The sequence below is a fragment of the Natronosalvus vescus genome (assembly GCF_023973145.1).
Lineage (GTDB): Archaea > Halobacteriota > Halobacteria > Halobacteriales > Natrialbaceae > Natronosalvus > Natronosalvus vescus.
This window is the reverse complement of the sequence record NZ_CP099546.1, coordinates 1,493,836-1,511,349: the sequence shown is the minus strand read 5'-3', so window position 1 is coordinate 1,511,349 and position 17,514 is coordinate 1,493,836. Positions and strand designations below refer to the sequence as shown.

The 17,514-nt window shown below is 61.3% G+C and carries 15 protein-coding genes; 6 read left to right on the top strand and 9 right to left on the bottom strand.

Annotated features, from left to right (window positions below):
- Positions 1-119 precede the first annotated feature (119 nt).
- The 5 genes from NGM68_RS07215 (at position 120) to NGM68_RS07195 (ending at position 4,958) form a co-directional block, all read left to right on the top strand.
- Complete coding sequence (locus tag NGM68_RS07215) at positions 120-446, top strand: HalOD1 output domain-containing protein (protein ID WP_252700972.1); 327 nt, start codon at positions 120-122, stop codon at positions 444-446.
- Positions 447-662: 216 nt separating this feature from the next.
- Positions 663-1,391 carry a guanosine phosphorylase gene (locus NGM68_RS07210; protein ID WP_252700971.1) on the top strand — a complete coding sequence of 243 codons (729 nt, stop codon included), beginning with the start codon at positions 663-665 and terminating at the stop codon, positions 1,389-1,391.
- 377 nt (positions 1,392-1,768) lie between these two features.
- The gene (locus NGM68_RS07205; RefSeq protein WP_252700970.1) at positions 1,769-2,794 is read left to right on the top strand and encodes a DUF2332 domain-containing protein; all 1,026 of its coding nucleotides are present in this window, start codon (positions 1,769-1,771) and stop codon (positions 2,792-2,794) included.
- A 253-nt stretch (positions 2,795-3,047) separates the two neighbouring features.
- Positions 3,048-4,412 (top strand): sulfatase family protein, encoded by a 1,365-nt coding sequence (locus NGM68_RS07200; protein WP_252700969.1) that lies wholly within the window; start codon positions 3,048-3,050, stop codon positions 4,410-4,412.
- A gap of 78 nt (positions 4,413-4,490) precedes the next feature.
- Entirely contained in the window at positions 4,491-4,958 is a 468-nt protein-coding gene (locus NGM68_RS07195; protein WP_252700968.1) for a PaaI family thioesterase, read from the top strand.
- A 28-nt stretch (positions 4,959-4,986) separates the two neighbouring features.
- Here NGM68_RS07195 and NGM68_RS07190 read toward each other — a convergent pair whose 3' ends face one another.
- The 4 genes from NGM68_RS07190 to NGM68_RS07180 all read right to left on the bottom strand — a co-directional run bounded on the left by NGM68_RS07190 (position 4,987) and on the right by NGM68_RS07180 (position 8,635).
- Positions 4,987-6,189 carry a peptidase M24 gene (locus NGM68_RS07190; protein WP_252700967.1) on the bottom strand — a complete coding sequence of 401 codons (1,203 nt, stop codon included), beginning with the start codon at positions 6,187-6,189 and terminating at the stop codon, positions 4,987-4,989.
- Complete coding sequence (locus NGM68_RS07185; RefSeq protein ID WP_252700966.1) at positions 6,186-8,075, bottom strand: UvrD-helicase domain-containing protein; 1,890 nt, start codon at positions 8,073-8,075, stop codon at positions 6,186-6,188. The genes NGM68_RS07190 and NGM68_RS07185 overlap by 4 nt, the downstream gene beginning before the upstream one ends.
- A gap of 79 nt (positions 8,076-8,154) precedes the next feature.
- Entirely contained in the window at positions 8,155-8,313 is a 159-nt protein-coding gene (locus tag NGM68_RS18325) for a DUF7563 family protein (RefSeq protein ID WP_425493602.1), read from the bottom strand.
- A gap of 136 nt (positions 8,314-8,449) precedes the next feature.
- Complete coding sequence (locus NGM68_RS07180) at positions 8,450-8,635, bottom strand: HVO_0416 family zinc finger protein (RefSeq protein WP_252700965.1); 186 nt, start codon at positions 8,633-8,635, stop codon at positions 8,450-8,452.
- A 152-nt stretch (positions 8,636-8,787) separates the two neighbouring features.
- Between NGM68_RS07180 and ubaA the strand changes: the two genes are divergently transcribed.
- Positions 8,788-9,630, top strand: a complete 843-nt coding sequence (gene ubaA / locus NGM68_RS07175) for an SAMP-activating enzyme E1 (RefSeq protein WP_252700964.1) — start codon at positions 8,788-8,790, stop codon at positions 9,628-9,630.
- A gap of 432 nt (positions 9,631-10,062) precedes the next feature.
- Here the strand turns inward: ubaA and NGM68_RS07170 are convergent, their stop codons facing one another.
- The 5 genes from NGM68_RS07170 to NGM68_RS07150 form a co-directional block, all read right to left on the bottom strand.
- Entirely contained in the window at positions 10,063-11,946 is a 1,884-nt protein-coding gene (locus tag NGM68_RS07170; protein WP_252700963.1) for a rhomboid family intramembrane serine protease, read from the bottom strand.
- A gap of 161 nt (positions 11,947-12,107) precedes the next feature.
- Entirely contained in the window at positions 12,108-13,790 is a 1,683-nt protein-coding gene (locus tag NGM68_RS07165) for an outer membrane protein assembly factor BamB family protein (protein WP_252700962.1), read from the bottom strand.
- Positions 13,791-14,049: 259 nt separating this feature from the next.
- Positions 14,050-15,195, bottom strand: coding sequence for a 7,8-didemethyl-8-hydroxy-5-deazariboflavin synthase subunit CofG (gene cofG, locus NGM68_RS07160; RefSeq protein WP_252700961.1), 1,146 nt, complete (start codon positions 15,193-15,195; stop codon positions 14,050-14,052).
- An 83-nt stretch (positions 15,196-15,278) separates the two neighbouring features.
- Positions 15,279-15,911 carry a 2-phospho-L-lactate guanylyltransferase gene (gene cofC, locus NGM68_RS07155; RefSeq protein ID WP_252700960.1) on the bottom strand — a complete coding sequence of 211 codons (633 nt, stop codon included), beginning with the start codon at positions 15,909-15,911 and terminating at the stop codon, positions 15,279-15,281.
- A 143-nt stretch (positions 15,912-16,054) separates the two neighbouring features.
- The gene (locus NGM68_RS07150) at positions 16,055-17,236 is read right to left on the bottom strand and encodes a tubulin/FtsZ family protein (protein ID WP_252700959.1); all 1,182 of its coding nucleotides are present in this window, start codon (positions 17,234-17,236) and stop codon (positions 16,055-16,057) included.
- Between the last annotated feature and the right edge of the window lie 278 nt (positions 17,237-17,514).

Here is a 17,514-nt window from a genome sequence, read left to right as displayed (position 1 = left end):
GTAACACTTGCTGATATGCTCCTTGTTACCAAAATGTCTCAGACGGTGGTGTCTGACGATACCTATATGATCGGCCCCGTTGCTTTCTCATCTAGTGTCACGTTCCGTGACCATCAGCTATGACTAACAGAACAGCAGGAGGCACTCGTTCAAGGCCGGCAACGCAGCGTAGCTACGTCCGGTACGAGCGATCAGATGGGGAACCACTCAGCATCGCAACTGCGAAGGCGATTTCGATCTATCGGGGGGAATCGGTGACCGAAGCTTCGACGCCGCTCTATGAGTACGTCGACCCGGACGCGCTCGATGCACTGTTTGCGGACAGACACGACGGCACCACCCGAACGCATGGGTGCGTGACGGTCGAACTCCCGGACGTGACGGTCGGCATAACCCGGGAATGTATCGACGTAACGGCGAGCGATCGGGGCTGTCTTACGTACTGAGAGTGAACAAAGTGGATTCTCTGGCACCCATCGACATAGCGAAGCCGCTTTATCGACCCGGTCGGTCTGAGCTATCACTCGCTCCGCCAGGAACGGTTTTCCGCGACTCGTGGTGTCTCGAGACGGTTAGTACCACCGAACGGCTACCGGGATCGGGGATGGCAACACGGAACGACGAACGCGACCTTTTTGCACCCACCGAAAGAACCGCCTGCCATGGCAACGCAGCCGCACCTGCTCATCGACGACGGAGACGTTCACGACATCGCCCTGATCCCCGGTGACCCGGGACGGGTCGACCGGATCGCGAGTCACTGCGACGATTCCGAAACGATCGCTCAGAACCGGGAGTACAAGGTCGTCAACGCCACCTACGACGGTCGCGATCTGACGATCTGTTCGACCGGGATCGGCTGCCCGTCGGCCGCGATCGCGATCGAGGAACTGGCCGCCGTCGGTGTCGAAACCTTCATCCGCGTCGGAACGACCGGCGCGTTGCAGGCCGACGTCGAAATCGGCGACATGATCGTCGCCACCGGGGCAGCCAAAAACGAGGGGACGTCGAAGCGCTACGAGGCCGTCGAGTACCCCGCCGTACCCGACTATCACGTCCTTTCCGCACTGGTCGATTCCGCGGAGGCAAACGACGAGGACGTCCACGTCGGCCCTATCGCCAGCGACGACGCCTACTACGCCGAAACCGACGAACACGTCACGGACTGGGAAGCCGCCGGTCTCCTCTCCGTCGAGATGGAAGCCGCCGCCGTCTTCTCGCTGACACGCCGGAAGGGGCTGCGCGCCGGAGCCATCTGCACCGTCGACGGCAACCTCGTGAAGGGCACCCAGAAAGGCACAGACACCGAGGACGACGAACTCCCCGAGAAAGCAAAGAACAACGTCGGTCGGGCCATCGACATCGCGCTCGAGGCGACGACGACGCTCTGAACGGGTCGCAAAGACGACCACGCTGGCTCCGTTGAAATCTGTTAATATTGACAAGAACTACGTGCTGAATATACAGCGCGAATGTGGCACAGACAGAGAGTCGATCTTCGAAGGGGTAGTGGTCGGTCAGTAGTGGTAACAATTTCTCATCACTCTTCGGAAGCACATTGTTAGTGGAGAGCCTCCGGTGATTTTGCTGTCATACTGAACCGACTGTGGTACGCAGAGAAAGCAGTCGTCATTGGCTGTGATGATACTTCAGTTGGCCCAGAACGAGCGGGCTATCGTTACCAACAATCTCCGTCACAAGAGCGATCTCTCATCGATTATCGAGATAAAAAGGTGGGATTTACAACATTACCGCTTCGATTGGAATTATGAATATCTCTGATAAGTTCTCACGATATGCACGATGGGTAGATGACAAGTGTCCACTGTATGCGACATTAGCGGGTGTAACGGCCACCGATGATCACCTTCTTGATATTGCGTCAGAAGCATCGGCGGGACAACCCGAGCCAGAACTCTTGTTTGCAGCGGTGCATTCACTGCTTCTCCAGGGAAGAGATCATCCGCTTGCCCAGTTTTATCCTACCTGCAACCGAAACGGATCTGATGATGACCCTTTCCCTCACTTCCGAGAGTTTTGTGTAGCAAACGAGGATACGTTGCGATCGATAATCGCAACTCGTCGCTGTCAGACGAATGATGTCGGCCGGTCAGCGATCCTCCTTCCATCATTTGAGTACGTCTCCAGGATTGCAGAACACGATCTGTTAGCTCAAATCGAAATCGGAACAAGTGCAGGCCTTAACCTGAATTGGGATCAGTATCAGTACGAGTTTGGTGAAATTGGCCAGGTGGGGAAGAGCGATTCCCCCGTGACAATCACCACAGAGGTACGTGGTGACCTCCGACCACCCCTTTCTCAAGATCTTCCGACGATTACTCACCGGCGTGGTATCGATTTAAATACGCTTGATGTGACTACAGAACAGGATGCACGGTGGCTTCATGCCCTGATTCAACCGAATCAACTTCACCGTCACGACCAACTCACAGCTGCTATTGAAATAGCACGTGAGAAGCAGCCCCGTCTCATTGAAGGTGATGCCGTTGCTGAATTACCAACTCAACTGTCGGACGCTCCGAATAAAGCCGATCTCATTGTCTTCAGCACACATGTCCTCTATCAACTTGAAAAAAGTATGCTAGCGGATCTCCGGTCACTCCTTTCCAACCATAGTACAAAACAACCTGTTCACCGGCTCTCAATTGATCCTGATGAAGGGCTTGGGCGGCCTACATATCGGATAGTGACGTTCAAAGAAGGAGCTGTTACCGAGTCCCAGATTGCGCAGTTCGAATCGTATGGAAGCTGGATACGGTGGCAGGGTTCGTAAGCTATACAGTAGCTTCTATGCTGTTTAGTTCGCAAACCTACTGAACAACTTGTTCAATGGCTCAGGCATGGAAAGAACGAATTTGTCGTGCTGAATACATCCTCTGGATTCAGCACAGCAGTTCAAACCTATCACTCACTAAGAGTTTCAACCAGGCCACCACGTTCTAATTGGCACCGAGACGGGTTGCAGACGGGCTCGCCCGGACGTACGCAGCCAACTACTATCAGGCCAGTCGTGGTACGACGGTGCCATGTCCGACGACCGACCAAACGTCCTGCTGATTCACTGCCACGACCTCGGGCAATACCTCGGCTGTTACGGCGTCGATATCGAGACACCGAACATCGACGACCTGGCCGAGCGAGGTACGCTCTTCGAGAATCACTTCGTGACGGCACCCCAGTGTTCACCCTCTCGAGGCAGTCTGATGACCGGCCGATATCCCCACGTCAATGGGCTCATGGGACTCGCCCACGGTAGCTGGGAGCTCCACGACGATGAGTACATCATGCCCCAGTACTTCGGCGATGCAGGCTACGAAACACACCTCTTCGGCCTCCAGCACATCACCCAGGACACCGACCGGCTGGGATACGATTACGTCCACTCCGAGGGGAACCTGTATCCGGGCGTCTCCCCGGCAGTTCACCAGGCCAATCGGGCCAGAAACGTCGCGGACGTCGTAACGACGTTCCTCGAGCGAGACGCCGGAGACGATCCGTTTTTCGCGAGCGTCGGCTTCTTCGAGTTACATCGAGTCGAGGAGGAGAACGGCCGGTTCGGATTCGAACCCGATCACTACGAGACCGACGACCCCGACGACATTCGCCCGCTTCCGTATCTCCCCGACAGACGGGGGATCAGACGTGATCTCGGAGAGATGCACGGAATGGTGTACGCCGTCGACGAAGCGATGAGGACGATCGTCGACTGCCTCGAATCGACCGGCCTCGAGGAGGAGACGGTCGTGATCTTCACGACCGAGCACGGTATCGCCTTCCCGCGAGCGAAGGGGTCGTGTTACGACGCCGGAATCGAGGGCGTTCTCATCTGGGCTGGGCCCGAAACCGTCTCCGGCCAGCGACGGACGGAGCTCATCACGAACGTCGACGTTCTCCCGACGCTGCTCGAGATCGGCGATATCGAGGTTCCTGGAACGGTGCAACTCGACGGGCGGAGTTTTCGCCCGCTATTGACCGGAGTATTCGACGACGATCCTGACGCCTACGACCCGCACGAGCGGCTGTTTGCGGAGATGACCTGGCACGACATGTACAATCCAGTCAGGGCGATCCGGACGGAACACTACAAGTACGTCAGGAACTTCTGGCACCTCCCGAAGGTGTACCTCACTAAAGACTGTTACGCGAGCGAATCCGGCCGCGAAGTGCGCGAACGCTACGGCGCGCCACCCCGACCCTACGAGGAGCTGTACGACCTCTACGAGGATCCCCAGGAAGCCGATAACGTCGCGTTCGAACCGCGCTATTCGGAGATCCGACGCGACCTCTCAGAACAGCTCCACACGTGGATGAAAGAGACCAACGATCCCTTGCTCGAGGAACCAATTCCACCTGGTGATTACGGAACGATCGAGGCCTGGCCACATCAGTGACCAGGGGAATAAACCGCGATAAACGGCCTCGAGCGGACAAACGCAGGACACAAATTACTGGATCGCCCACTCGAGGGTATGACCGAGTCGTACGACCAGATTCACGCCGTCTTGCAGGGCTATATCGACGAGAATCACGAGTTTCTCTCCTGGCTCGGAGCGACCGTTGAATCGGTAGACGACGGACGGATGACCATGGCGATTCCGTACGACGAAAAGCTCACGAACACGCGACCGTCGAACGGCGACCGGCGACCCGATATCCACGGTGGTGTCGCCGCCACGCTCATCGACACGGTCGGCGGCATCGTGTTCCACACCGACTTCGACGATCCGATCGATGCTGGCGCAGCGACGATCAACCTCAACGTGAACTATCTGCGGCCAGCGACCGGCGATCTCGAGGCTACCGCCCGGATCATCAGAGCCGGGAGCAGCGTCGGCGTCAGCGAGATCATGGTCGAGAGCACGACCCCCGACGGCGAAACCAGAGAAGTCGCCACCGGACAGGGATCGTACCGGCTGTTCCGGTCAGCACGCGACTGACGCCGATAGGCGAGTATCCTCGAGCCGCTTACTTCTCCGGAACCAGCGACCGCGAGGTTGGAACGAGCCAGTGCGCCCCATCGGTCGTTCGACACAGGACGTCGGCGAGTCGAACGCGTTCGTCCCCGGTACCCACCGCGGCATCGACGCGTAGCGACGACCCGATGCAAGTGTCGTCACCGCCGCCGAGCGGATATTCACGAGGCTCGAGTCCGATACCCGACACGCGTGTGTCGATCGAATCCGACTCGTCGAACCCGAACGCACGGATTTCGGCCTCGAGGTCGGCCTCGAGCGCCCGCACGGCGTGGTCGTCGGCGGTGAGCTTCGATCGGATCGAGCGAAACGCGTGGGTGAGCGCGACGTGAGCGCGGCGTTCGGCCCCACCCGCCGGTGCGACGACGAACGTGCGGGCGAGGTGACCGTGGTAGCCGGTCGGCGTTTTTGCAGTGGCGGCGACGACGACCGGTTCGCTGGTGGGAATCGCTCCGGATGGCGAGATGATCGTCGACACCGGTCGAGCACCCGCCTCCGCGATTGCCGATTCGATCGCTTCTCGGAGTCGCGAGGCGGTCAGGGGCTCACCCGCGAGCGACAGCGACCGTTGTACCGATTGTGGTGTTTCCGACTCGGAGCCGACTGAATCAACGTCCTCGCTCGTTTCGTCGGAAACGGTCGCTCGCTCGAGCATGGATTCCGCTCGCTCGAGGCCAGCGCGGACGGCCCACTGAGCGGTCTCGAGATGGTGTCGCTCGAACCCTGTCTTTGCGGCCCGCAACTGAGCGAGGACACCACTCGAGGCGAGATCGAATCCCGCTCGCTCGAGATACAACGCGGCATCGTGTGGGATCGTTGCGGGCGTCAGCAGCCGTCTACCGGCTTCGAGTGTGTCGGCAAGTCGACTGGCGGGGTGCGTAGCCCCCGCCGCGAGTTCCCGTCGTGAGACGGCCTCGATTGCCCAGGAGTTGCCGTCGAAAGCGACCGCAAGGCAAGGGTTCTCGAGTACCGTCTCGTCGTTCTCGTCGACGATCACGGAACCGAATTCGGTGAGAGCATCAGCAGCCAGCACACAGTATCGAACGTCCGGATCGGTGGGCGGGCCGGCGTGAACGAACGCGCTGGCATCTCGTTCCTCGAGTGCGGCTTCGATCCCCGTCGAGACGTGTTCGCGAAGGCCACCCTTTGAACGAGTAGAGTCCGACTGATGGGGCTGGCTATCCCGACCGGTCACGGCGCTTCGACTTCGGCCTCGGCCGCGAGTCGCTCAGACTCGGGCAACTGTGCCTGTTCGATCAGTTCCTCGAGGTCGGCACCTGTCTGTCGATTGTTGAGTAAGACGTCGATCGGCAGCGTCGGTGCACCGTCGACGAGGTTCTCGAGGAGGACGAGGCGCTCGCGGGCACGGGACATCCCGACGTAGAACACACGTCGTTCGTTGTCCGTAAGGACGGGGACGGGCGAAGTGGTCTTGGTGAACTCCTCGACGCCCGGGACGTCCGTGGGGTCGTCGACGGTGGCGACCATCTGTTCGACGACCTTTTCGGTGAGATCGGTGCCGACGAAGACGTGGTCGGCCTCACGACCCTTCGCGGAGTGGATGGTGCCGACGCGGACGCGGTCGGTGGCCATTCCCTCGTAGGTTCCGATGGCGAAGTACGCCTTTATCGACTTCTTCTGGAAGTTCGTCACCTTTCGCACCATGTCAGAGGCTGACGCCGGGCCGGGGACGAACGGGGCGTGATCTTCGATGACCGAGGCCGGAATCATGAGTTCCTCGAGGTCGTCGATACCCGCCTCCTCCTGCCGTTCGTCGATCTCGTCGAAGAGCGCGTCGCGCTCGTTCGTTCCAAAGGCGGAGTCCATGAGCATGTCAGCGAGACGCCGAGCCTGGAGCCCAGTGACGTCATCGCCCGCGTCGAGTGCTTCGATCGCCCGAACGTACTGGGTGAGCCGATCGGTCCACATCCGCTGGTCGGTCAGCGCAGTGAAGGGGATCCCCTCGGTGATGAACTCGTCGATGAACTGGAACATCTGGTACCGGGCGCGGAACAACAGCATGATCGTCCCCTCATCTTCGACGAGCGTCTGGCGCACCATCCGAACCAAGTCGAGCATCGAACGGTTCTGGTAGGCCTCGACGAGCCCACCCTCTTTCCGCGGGTTGAGATCTTTGTCCTGGCGGACGTCGATGTGTCGAATCTCCTGGTTTACCGCATTCAACACGTTCGAGGGCAGTCGGTAAGAGTTGGGGAGGATGATGTCCTCGTCGACTGCTTCATCGAGCAACAGCGCCGGGTCGGCACCTTGCCAGGAGTAGACGACCTGGTCGTCGTCACCGGCGATAAGCACTCGCTTGACGTGGGGTTTCCACTCCTCGTAGACGTCGTACTGCAGGGTGGTGATGTCCTGGAACTCGTCGATGATGAGGTAGTCGACGTTCGGGACGAGCGAGCGCTGTTTCACACGTTCGAGCATGTCCGCGAAGCCGATCTTTCCTTCCTGGCCCTTGTAGTTGCGCCAGGCGCGAATCGCCTCGGGGACGTCGATCCGGTCGTCGTCGGAGGGCCACGTCGGCGTGTACTTGTTGCCCTCCTGGGCGTTGGGGTCGATTTCCGGCGGGAGACGAACCGATTCCACGTCCCACTGGAAGGGTACGTCGTACCAGTCGGCGACGTCTCGACGGGTGCGCTGGAGCCACTGGCTCGTGGCGATGATCTTGTTCCCGATCGTCGTCGAGCGGGCCGTTCGGCGGCCAGCCCCGCTGTACTCGTCTTCGTACTCGATGCCGTAGTCCTCACAGAACTCCTCTTTGTCCTTCTCGCCGATCACGTCGCCACGGGAAAGATCGAGGAGGTCGTACGCTTTCGCGTGCATCGTACAGACGTTGCCCTGGAGCGCACGCGGACTCTCGTCGAGGCGGTCGGCGAGGCGTTCGCGAATCTCCTGGGCGGCTGCTCGCGTGTACGAGACGACGAGAATGTCACGGAAGGTGACGTCTTCGTCCTCGAGAATGTCTTCGACGTGGTCGAGGAGGGCCGTGGTCTTCCCGCTGCCAGGCCCGCCGAACAGGCGGGTGACGTGTGTCCCCGCCGTCGTGTCCGTCTCCGTAGTAGCCATTGTAGCCTATCAGGCACGCGACTCCTATAAGTCACGTGGGTTTCCCTCGAGAAGCAGGCCTTAGCGGGCCGGTCAGGTGTTAGTTGTTCCGTGGAGAGCGGGCCTTCCGAACGGATCCGCCATCGCGGATCTTGTCCGTACATTCCGGGCAGACACGGGGGTTGTCGACACCTTGTGGGGTGAATACTCTCGCATACGCATCCGTCACGAAAGAATCGCAGTTCTGGCATTTCGGCATTGATGATCCCGTACCGATCAGTGTGGTATAATCCGTAATAATACTATCGACATTACACATATGAAATTATGAACGTCGGTTACAAACGGAGCGTCCGCTGGAGCCTAATCGATTCGAAAAGAGGTTGGGAACGAAATTACGGTCGGGGAGCCCACCCACAGACGGTGCAGGTCGTCGCTGCGGGGTCGTGAAGGCCGCCACAGTCCGGACACTGCTTTTTATTGTAATCACGTTTCCAGCCTGTTCGCTCGGTCGCGTGGCCGCGGTCGGCGAGGAACTGGTCGAAAACGTCGTCACCGGCACCGTTGGGTGAGGATGCCATAGTCATGCTATCGCACACCACACACATAAAACATCGGGTACTGACAGAGATTGTCCGTCTACATTGGCAGTCGTGTTGTACCGGTCAGTCGAGCAGTGCAAACCGTTGATCGTGACCGCGAACTTTTCTTTCCACCGCACGAACGTCCAGCCATGAGTGATCTCCGCCTCGATTCGACGCAACTCGAGCGCTACTCGAGACACGTCATTATGGACGAAGTTGGCCCCGAAGGACAGCAACGCCTGCTCGATGGCTCGGTACTCGTCGTCGGTGCCGGCGGCCTCGGATCGCCGGCGATCCAGTATCTGGCGGCAGCGGGCGTCGGCCGGCTCGGCATCGTCGACGACGACGTGGTCGACCGGTCGAACCTACAACGTCAGATCATCCACGCTGACGACGACGTCGGCCGGAGGAAAGTCGACAGCGCAGCGGCGTTCGTCCATGGCCTCAATCCGGACGTGGACGTTGATAAATACCCAACTCGCCTGTCGCCGGAGAACGTCGCCGACCTGGTCGATCCATACGATATCGTCCTCGACGCCAGCGACAACTTCGCGACCCGGTATCTACTCAACGATTACTGCGTCCTGACGGAGACGCCGCTATCACACGGCGCAATCTACCGATTCGAAGGGCAGATGACCACGTTCACGAACGGTGCTCGAGAACCGAATCCCGACGAGACCCCCTGTTATCGGTGTCTCTTCCCGGAAGCGCCCGAACCCGGTACGGTTCCCGACTGCGCCACGACCGGCGTTCTCGGCGTGCTTCCCGGAACCGTCGGCTGTATCCAAGCGACGGAAGTCGTCAAACTCCTCCTCGAGACGGGCGAGGTGCTCGAGGGGCGACTCCTGCTGTACGACGCGATGGAGATGACGTTCGAGACGGTCGAGATGCTCCCCAATCCGGACTGTCCGGTCTGTGGCAGAGATCCAGCTATCGACTCGATTCACGACGTCAGCTACGACGAAACCTGTTCGATCACAGCCGACTGAGTCGGAGCGTTGGCTCAAACTCATAGATACGCAGCAACGAATACCGCTTGCCGATAGCGACCGTGTCCTCAGAGTTCCATCAGGTGTTCCGGACAGGCCAGCCAGTCACAATCGCCACAGGTGAAGCCTTGTTTTTCGAGGGCGAGCGAGGTGGAACCACACTTTGGACAGGCGCTGACGGTTGCCATACTACTGGATTAGTTATACTCGTACATAAAACCCAGTTACATCCCGTTGGTCAAACCGCATGTGCTCGGTTCTGATACCAGAATGATTGTGATGAGACTGGTCTGACAGTATCCTGAAGTACAAGCGTGGGTGCGATCCTGGATCGCGCCGTCGACGATCACCGGAAGTGAGGTTCTCACGTGTACACGCGACCGTTTCGCTGGTCGAGCCGTCTCGAGACGGTGCCACTCGTCACTACTGCGGTCAGTACGTTTCCCGCTCGGCGACCTGCACGCTCGAGCCGTCGCCGCGAACGACGAGGCGATCGACGCCGTCGACGACCTCAGTCGCAATCTCGAGATCCCCGACCGTCGCCGTCTCGCCAGCGGACGGGAGTGGAGTCTCATCGATGCGTTCCCCGTCTCGCGTAATCCGAACGTCGAATCCCTCCGCTGTCGGGACGATGACGATGGATTGCTCGTCGATCTGTGCGTGGGCGGTGGCCGGTTCCGATTCGAACGAACGCGTCACCTCGCCGTTGACCTCGAGGTCGACGACGTAAACGGTGTCGTTGCCGGTCACCTCCCAGCCGGTTCGCTCGACGTGGACGGTTTCCCGCCAGTCGACACCACCGACGTGAACCGTTCCGTTTCCGTCGTGTGCGAGCACCACGTCGCGAATGGGTACCGTCCACAGGTGACGCTGTTCGCTGACCACGATGACCCCGCTTTGCTCGCTCGCAAAGAGCTCGTCGTCACCGAGGTCGACACCAGGCACCTGCCCACTGGTCGCGTTCTCGGCGTAGGTAACGGTGTAGTCGCCGACCTCGACGCCCCCGGCAGGCGCGCTGTCGTCGTCGACGACCGCCAGACTCAATGGGATCCCGGACGCCGCGACGAGAACGGTGAACACCACGAGCACGACGACTGCACCCTGGCGATAGGTAGTCGGCCCGCTGCCGGGTCGCAACCTGGTGGGGACGACCGCCAGTAGTGCCGGCGTGGCGAGTACCAGCGCGACCAGCCCTACCGTCATGGCCACCAATACGACAGACTCGCCGGCTGCGACGGCGCTCGCGACTAGCAACACGACCAGGGCAAACAGAACCACGAGCCACAGGATGGAGAACTGGCGTCTCGAGGGCGCGCGAGCCACGCCGGAAAGCGGTCGCGGAAGCGGTTGTGTCCGACCCGCGACAGCGACGGTGATGAGAATAGTTAGTACGAAGACGAGGGTAACGCCAGCCCCGCGGTACAGGTAAAAACTGTCGTCACCCCCTGGCCACGCGATGAGCCACAGCGCCTGTGCCATCCCGAACAGGAGCGTCGCGAAAAAGACGTGTCTGGCTTCCGGGCGGCGATTTCGGAGGGAGAGAAGGGCGATTCCAAGAACGACACCGATGAGGAAGCCGAGCAGGTGAGCCTGAAATCCAATCCCCGCCCACGCGGGTGGCGAGGGTGCACCCGGGTCGAGCGTTTCGCGCAGAATTGGCTGGGAAAACGCGGTGAAAAGCGTGCTCAGCGCCCCGGCACCGACCGTCGCGATCACCGCAGGAAGCGGGTAGATCACCAGCACGAATCCTGCGAGGGCGAACACGACTCCGGAGAAGCCGAGCCCCGGGCCCAGCGAAAACGCTGCAGTCAGTAGCGCCAGCCCGAGCAGGGCACCCGGGAATATCACGACGGCCCGTACCCACGGGTGGTTTACCAGGCCTCCGTCGTAAGTGGGATCGTATTCGCTACCATCAGAGTCAGCCCCTCGAGACCGCTTTCGTCGCTCCAGGTCGGGGTAATGGCTCCACGCGTACTCCGCGAGCGGGGCGAAGACGAGCGTCGCCGCCATATTCGACAGCAGGTGGGCGGGCGAGCCGTGTGCGACACCAGCAGTGAGCACTCCCGTGGGGTAGAAGTACGACCAGGTTACGAACGGGAGCATCAGCGGCTCGCTCCAGTGACGAAGTCCGCCCTGGACGAACAGGTAGAACGCGACGACGATCGACACCGTGACCGCCGTTCCCCAGGGAACGCCGTAGAGGAATCGGTGCTCGAGCGCCCCACGCACGCTCGTCCGACCGTCGGCGTACCACACGAAGAGGAGGGCGGCAGCCACCGTGAGCCCGAGAACAACTTGCGTCGTCGTGATCGGCATTTGTCGACTATTCGGACACCGGTCTCATAAGCGTTCGAGGGACGGTGTTCACGTCCGTCGGCTCGAAACTGTGGGCCGGATCACGTTCGGTTCCACGCCCGGTTCGTCCTCACGACCACGATCACGTTCACGATCTGGACGTGGCTTCGACGAGCGTCTCGTTACTTCTCCGTGGATTCGTCAGTGTCGGCCCGCCGTCGCAGCCACTCGAGACCGAGGAGACCGCTCAGTGCACTCGCTCCGACCGTGAACCCCGGCATCCCATCGTCCGCGGCGCTCTGGCCGGTTTGGGACGCGGATTCGTCCGCTTCGCCGGCGTCATCATCGTCACTCGAGCCGCCGGTTCCGTCGTCGGTATCCCCGTCACCGTCACCGGAGCCCGCTGTGTCTTCCCCGTCTGTTTCGTCATCGTCGGGACACCCACCGCCGTCGTCGTCCGGGCAACTGTCGTCGTCGTCACTCCCGTTCTCGTCGGGTTCCTCGTTTCCGTCTTCATCAGTGCCATCCTCCTCGTCACTGTCCTCGTCGCCGGGATCGTCCTGCAGATCGTCGTCGGTTCCGTCGTCCTCGTCTTGCTGGTCATCCTCGTCTGGTGACTCTCGGAGTGCGACGAGCTCGCTGTCGTGATCGACGTAGATCGTCTCGCCACTGATCGCACGAATTGCTCCGACCGGCGCGTCACCCCTCTCGACGGTCCACTTCTCGGAGCCGTCGTACTTGTCTAGGGCGACGAGCTCTTCGTCGTAGTCCCGATCCCCGTAATTGTGTCCGTCCTGGTACAAATACGCGTACACCGTGTCGCCGCTGATCACGGCACGCCCGTAGGTGTAGGTCACGTCGAGACTCCAGCTGGGTTCGTCGCCATCGATCGGCCCGCCGTTGTACTCCTGATCGGTACCGCCACCGACGTAGAGTTCTTCGCCGATCGCCAGCTCGCGGGTGCCGTGTGCCATCGTCAGCCACTCACCCGTCGTGGCGTCGTGCACCAGCCGTTCGTTGTAGGCCCCACCGTAGTAGGCGACGGCGGTCGACGTCGCGTGGATGCCGGGCGACGTCGTGTAGGGCTCGCGTTCCTCCCGCCAGACCTCCTCACCGGTCTCTGGCTCGAACGCAATCGGGCCTGCACCCGTGACGCTGTAGATCACGCCGTTGGCCGCCGCGGTCGCCGTGACGAACTCGTACTCCGCCTCGCCCTCGCCGTGGTAGAAGTCTTCGGGGGCCGTGACCGACTCCTTCTCCCACAGAATCGAGCCGTCGTCGGCATCGAGCGCGTACAACGTCCCGTCGACGACGACGTAGACGCCGCCGTAGGCGACCGTCTGCCAGTAGATCTCCTCCTCGGGATCGAACTCGGTCTCCCAGACGACCGAGCCGTCGGTTCGGTCGAGCGCGACCACCTCGTACCCGCTGAGGTAGACGCGCTCGTCGACGACCGACGGCGTGCCCGCTTCGACCTCCGTGTTCTCCCAGACGACCGAGCCGTCGGCGGCCTCGAGCGCGGCGACGCCGTCTTCGGTGGTCGTGTACACCGTGTCGTCGGCGACGGCGACGGTTCCGACGTTGCCCACCGAGTCTAACCCACCGTGTTCGACCGACCACGCGGCCTCGAGCGAGTCTCCGTCGAACGCGTGGCCGTCGTCGATGTATCTCGCGTGCCCGGGATCACCCCGGTGGGAGGGCCAGTCGTCGTCCATCTCCGGATTCGCCTCGATCGTCGAATCCGGGAGGTCGTCCGCACTCCCCGCATCCGCGTCGGTCGCGCCGATCCCTTTCGAACCGAGAACGCTGCCGGACGTAAGCGCTACACCTGTCGCAAGCACCGTTCGGCGAGGTAACTCTCGCATACTGCTGACAGCTTCGAAGACCCCCATTACTACCCGCTTCTTATGCCCAATTTACCAGTAGACAACTGTTTTGCTGTGGTGAATCGATCCGGGCTCGTCTGGCCATGTGAAGTTGAGACGACAGCAACGATATCCGTTCCCCGAGTCACACCGGCCCACGGCACGCCGCCCGACAACCGGGTGACGGCCGCTCGAGGGCGATTCAGCCGCCACCTCCCTGAGATAGGCGAACGGTAGGACAGTGGTACACCGTTCCCAATCAGTGAACGGGCCGCCCGCAATTCGACGGACAACTCGAGTCTTCGAGCGCCGCCCGTATCGTCGGGGAGATCCACTCCCGATTCCCGTTTTCGTCGTCGACGCCGTCCGCAAGTACGCCGTCGAAGTCGAGCGATCGAAGCGATTCGGGCAGAAACCGCTCGTACACCGGCAGTCGCTCCCACAACGGAACCCCCGCCGTCTCGGCGATGGCCTCGAGTTCGCGCAGCGCCGGCCAGGCGTAGTCGGGGTTGATGTGATCGTCGGTGACCGGCGACACGCCGCCGAGGTCGTCGATGCCGCAATCGATAAGCTCTCGGGCGGGGGCAAGGTTCGGGGGCACCTGCACCGAAATCTCCTCGGGAAGGGCCACCCGCGCCATCGCCGTCACGCGACGCATCGTCTCGAGGGTTGGGCCGCCACCCGACCAGCGCTCGTTGTCGGCGACGGGCTGGACGATGACCTCCTGGATGTGATCGTAGCGGCCGTGTAACTCGGCGATGGCGAGCAGGCTCTCGGCGCGGTCGCGCCACGACTCGCCGATGCCCACGAGGATGCCGGTCGTGAACGCGACGTCGAGTTCGCCGGCGTTCTGAATCGTCCGCAGGCGCTGGCCGGGTTCCTTCCGGCGCGGGCCCGCGTGGGCGTCCACGTCCGCCGTCGTCTCGAGCATGACGCCCATGCTCGCGTTGACGTCGGCGACCGTCTCCATCTGCTCGAGCGTCTGGTCGCCTGGATTCGAATGGGGAAGCAGGCCTTCCTCGAGGGCGACCGCACAGGCCGCTCGCAGATAGGTGTGAATCGACTCGTACCCCCAGGACTCGAGCTGATCGTAGATACCGGTGTAGCGCTCGTCGGGGTCGTCCCCGAAGGTGAACAGCGCTTCCGTACAGCCCGCGTCGGCACCACGCTGACAGATGTCGCGCACCTCCTCGAGGCCCAATAGCGAGGCCTCGCCAGGTGGATCGAAGTACGTGCAGTATGTGCAGGTGTATCGGCAGGCGGTCGTCAGCGGGATGAACACGTTACGGCAGAACGAGAGTTCGGGGGCCGGGTCGACGTCGTCTGGCATCACCTCGAGCAGTCGGCCGCGCTCGTCCGCATCGATGCCGATGTCAACGTCGTAGGCCTCGGCCCCGGGGATCATTATCTCGAGTGAGTCGTCCCCAGCGTCAATAGCCTGTCGGACGGTCGTCGCACTCGAGGCGTTTCCGGACGACGACTCGTCTATCAGTCCGTTCGAACCAATCGAACCCGACCCGCGGTCGTCTCGAGCCCGAACCCGAACTGCTCGAGCGCCGTTCGTGAACGTTCCCCGCCGTGGAGCCAGACCTCGACCAGGTCGTCGGGTTCGTCGATGTCCGTCGACAGGCGAAACGAGTCGATCGTCTCGAGCGTGGCACCCACCTCGCGCGCGATTTTCTGGTGATCGAGATAAGACGCCCCGTGGTAATCCGTTCGAAACTCCGGGTGACGAACGACGAGCGCGTTCGTGCCGCCGCCGCGTCCTGGGGCGACGATCACGTCACCCACCGCGTCGAACAGCCGCTTGAGGACGGCCGGCGTCACGAGCGGGAGATCGGCCATCACGACTGCAACCGGTCCGTCGGTGGACTCGAGGATCGCATTGACGGCGACGGAGAGCGATTGGTCGTCGACCTCGACGGTGCCTGGGATAGACTCCAGAACCGACGCCGATAGCGGTTCTGTCGAGAGAATCGTCGGCTCCCGTCCGGTTTCCTGTATCGCCGTACAGACGTCCGCGAGCATCGCTCGAGCGAACTCCCGGCGCTCGGTCGACTCGAGGGCGGGCGCGAGCCGCGACTTCGGCGTTTCACCGGCGAACGGAACGACGACGTGCATTCGCCGAGAGTTTCGAACCGGGAGCTAAAAGCACGTCGGATAGCGACGGGATCGACGTCGACGCTCACACGCGCTGTGTAGGCCAGGCTCAGCGGTGGGAAAACGCGTAACGCGGTTCAGAAATGGGACGACCGATCAGACGTTCAGAACAGCGGCTCGAGTTCGTCCTCGTCGTCTTCGACGAGGGTCTCGAGGTTCTCCTTGCTCTGGGACTCGATGTCTTCCATGTTGTCCTGGGCTTCGATCGCCACCTGCTGGAGGCGCTTGATCCGCGGGACGTTCGTGACGCCCGAGAGCAAGATCGCCGCCGACACTTCGGGGACGTTCTGGGGGTAGTCCCCGCCCCGTACCTCCATCGAACCGGTCTCCTCCTCGAGCCACTTCCGCCCGCGCTCGATGCCTTTCCGGTTCAGGTACTCGCTGGGGCCGGAGAGGACGAGGAGGGCACGCTCAGCGCCCTCGATCTCACACGGCAGGGTCAGTCGGCCGAGGGCGGCCTTGCGGACGAGGCTCGTAATGCGGTTGGTCGTGTTGGCCGCGTCGAGGCCGTCGTCGGCGCCGGCGCCGCCGCCGGTAAATCGGGAGAGAAGGCCACCGCCGGTGTTGAGTTCGACGTCCTCCGAGGCGTAGCCAACCGTGGAGACGCCGCCGCCAGAGAGGGTGTTGATGATCTCCGAAGAGTCGACGACGCTTTCGGCCACCTCCTGGCCTTCGCCGACCTCACCGGCACCGAAGAGGATGCCGAACCGGCGAACGATCTCCTCGTTGATCTGGTCGTAGCCGCCTTCCACGGACTCGCCGGTCTGTCGCCAGGAGTCGTTGTCGAAGACGAGCAAGTTGTCGACCTCGCGGACGAACGTCTGGAACGATCGGGCGGCGTTCAGGGTATAGATGCCACCTTCGTCCGTTCCAGGCAAGACGCCGAGACCGTAGACAGGAATCGTGTAAATTCGCTTGAGATGCTTTGCGAGGACGGGGGCACCACCCGAGCCAGTTCCGCCACCCATCCCGGAGACGACGAGAAACGCATCGACCTCGTGGGTTGGAATCGCATCGACGGCGTTTTGCACTTCGTCGATGTCCTCTTCGGCGATTTCCGCGCCGAGTTCGTTGTCTGCACCCACGCCGTGGCCCTTTACCCGGGCCTGGCCGATGAGTACGCGATTCTCCTTGGGGATATTGTCCAGTCCGATGAGATCCGCTTTCGCCGAGTTAACAGCGATCGCCGAACGGACGATTCCGCTATTCGTTCGATCGTCGTAGTCGAGAAAACGATCGACGATTTTCCCACCGGCCTGTCCGAATCCGATCATCGCCAGCTTCATTGTTAGTCAGGGGGCTCCGTTGAACTGAAAACAGAGCGATGAAGGATATAAACTTTGTGATGGACTGAATGTCCACCAACCCAATATATCGACGAAACCGCTGTGCAGAGCGGTGATTTAGTGCTTTTGGGACTGTTGGATAGGACGAAGATACCAGTAGTTAATTTGACTTTTATACCGTCTGTGATATGTAACGTGTGCCATTGTTCACACGTCGATTGATAGTAGCCATTGAAAGACATGCACAACCGATCGCAAGACGTGTCTACGATCGGTGT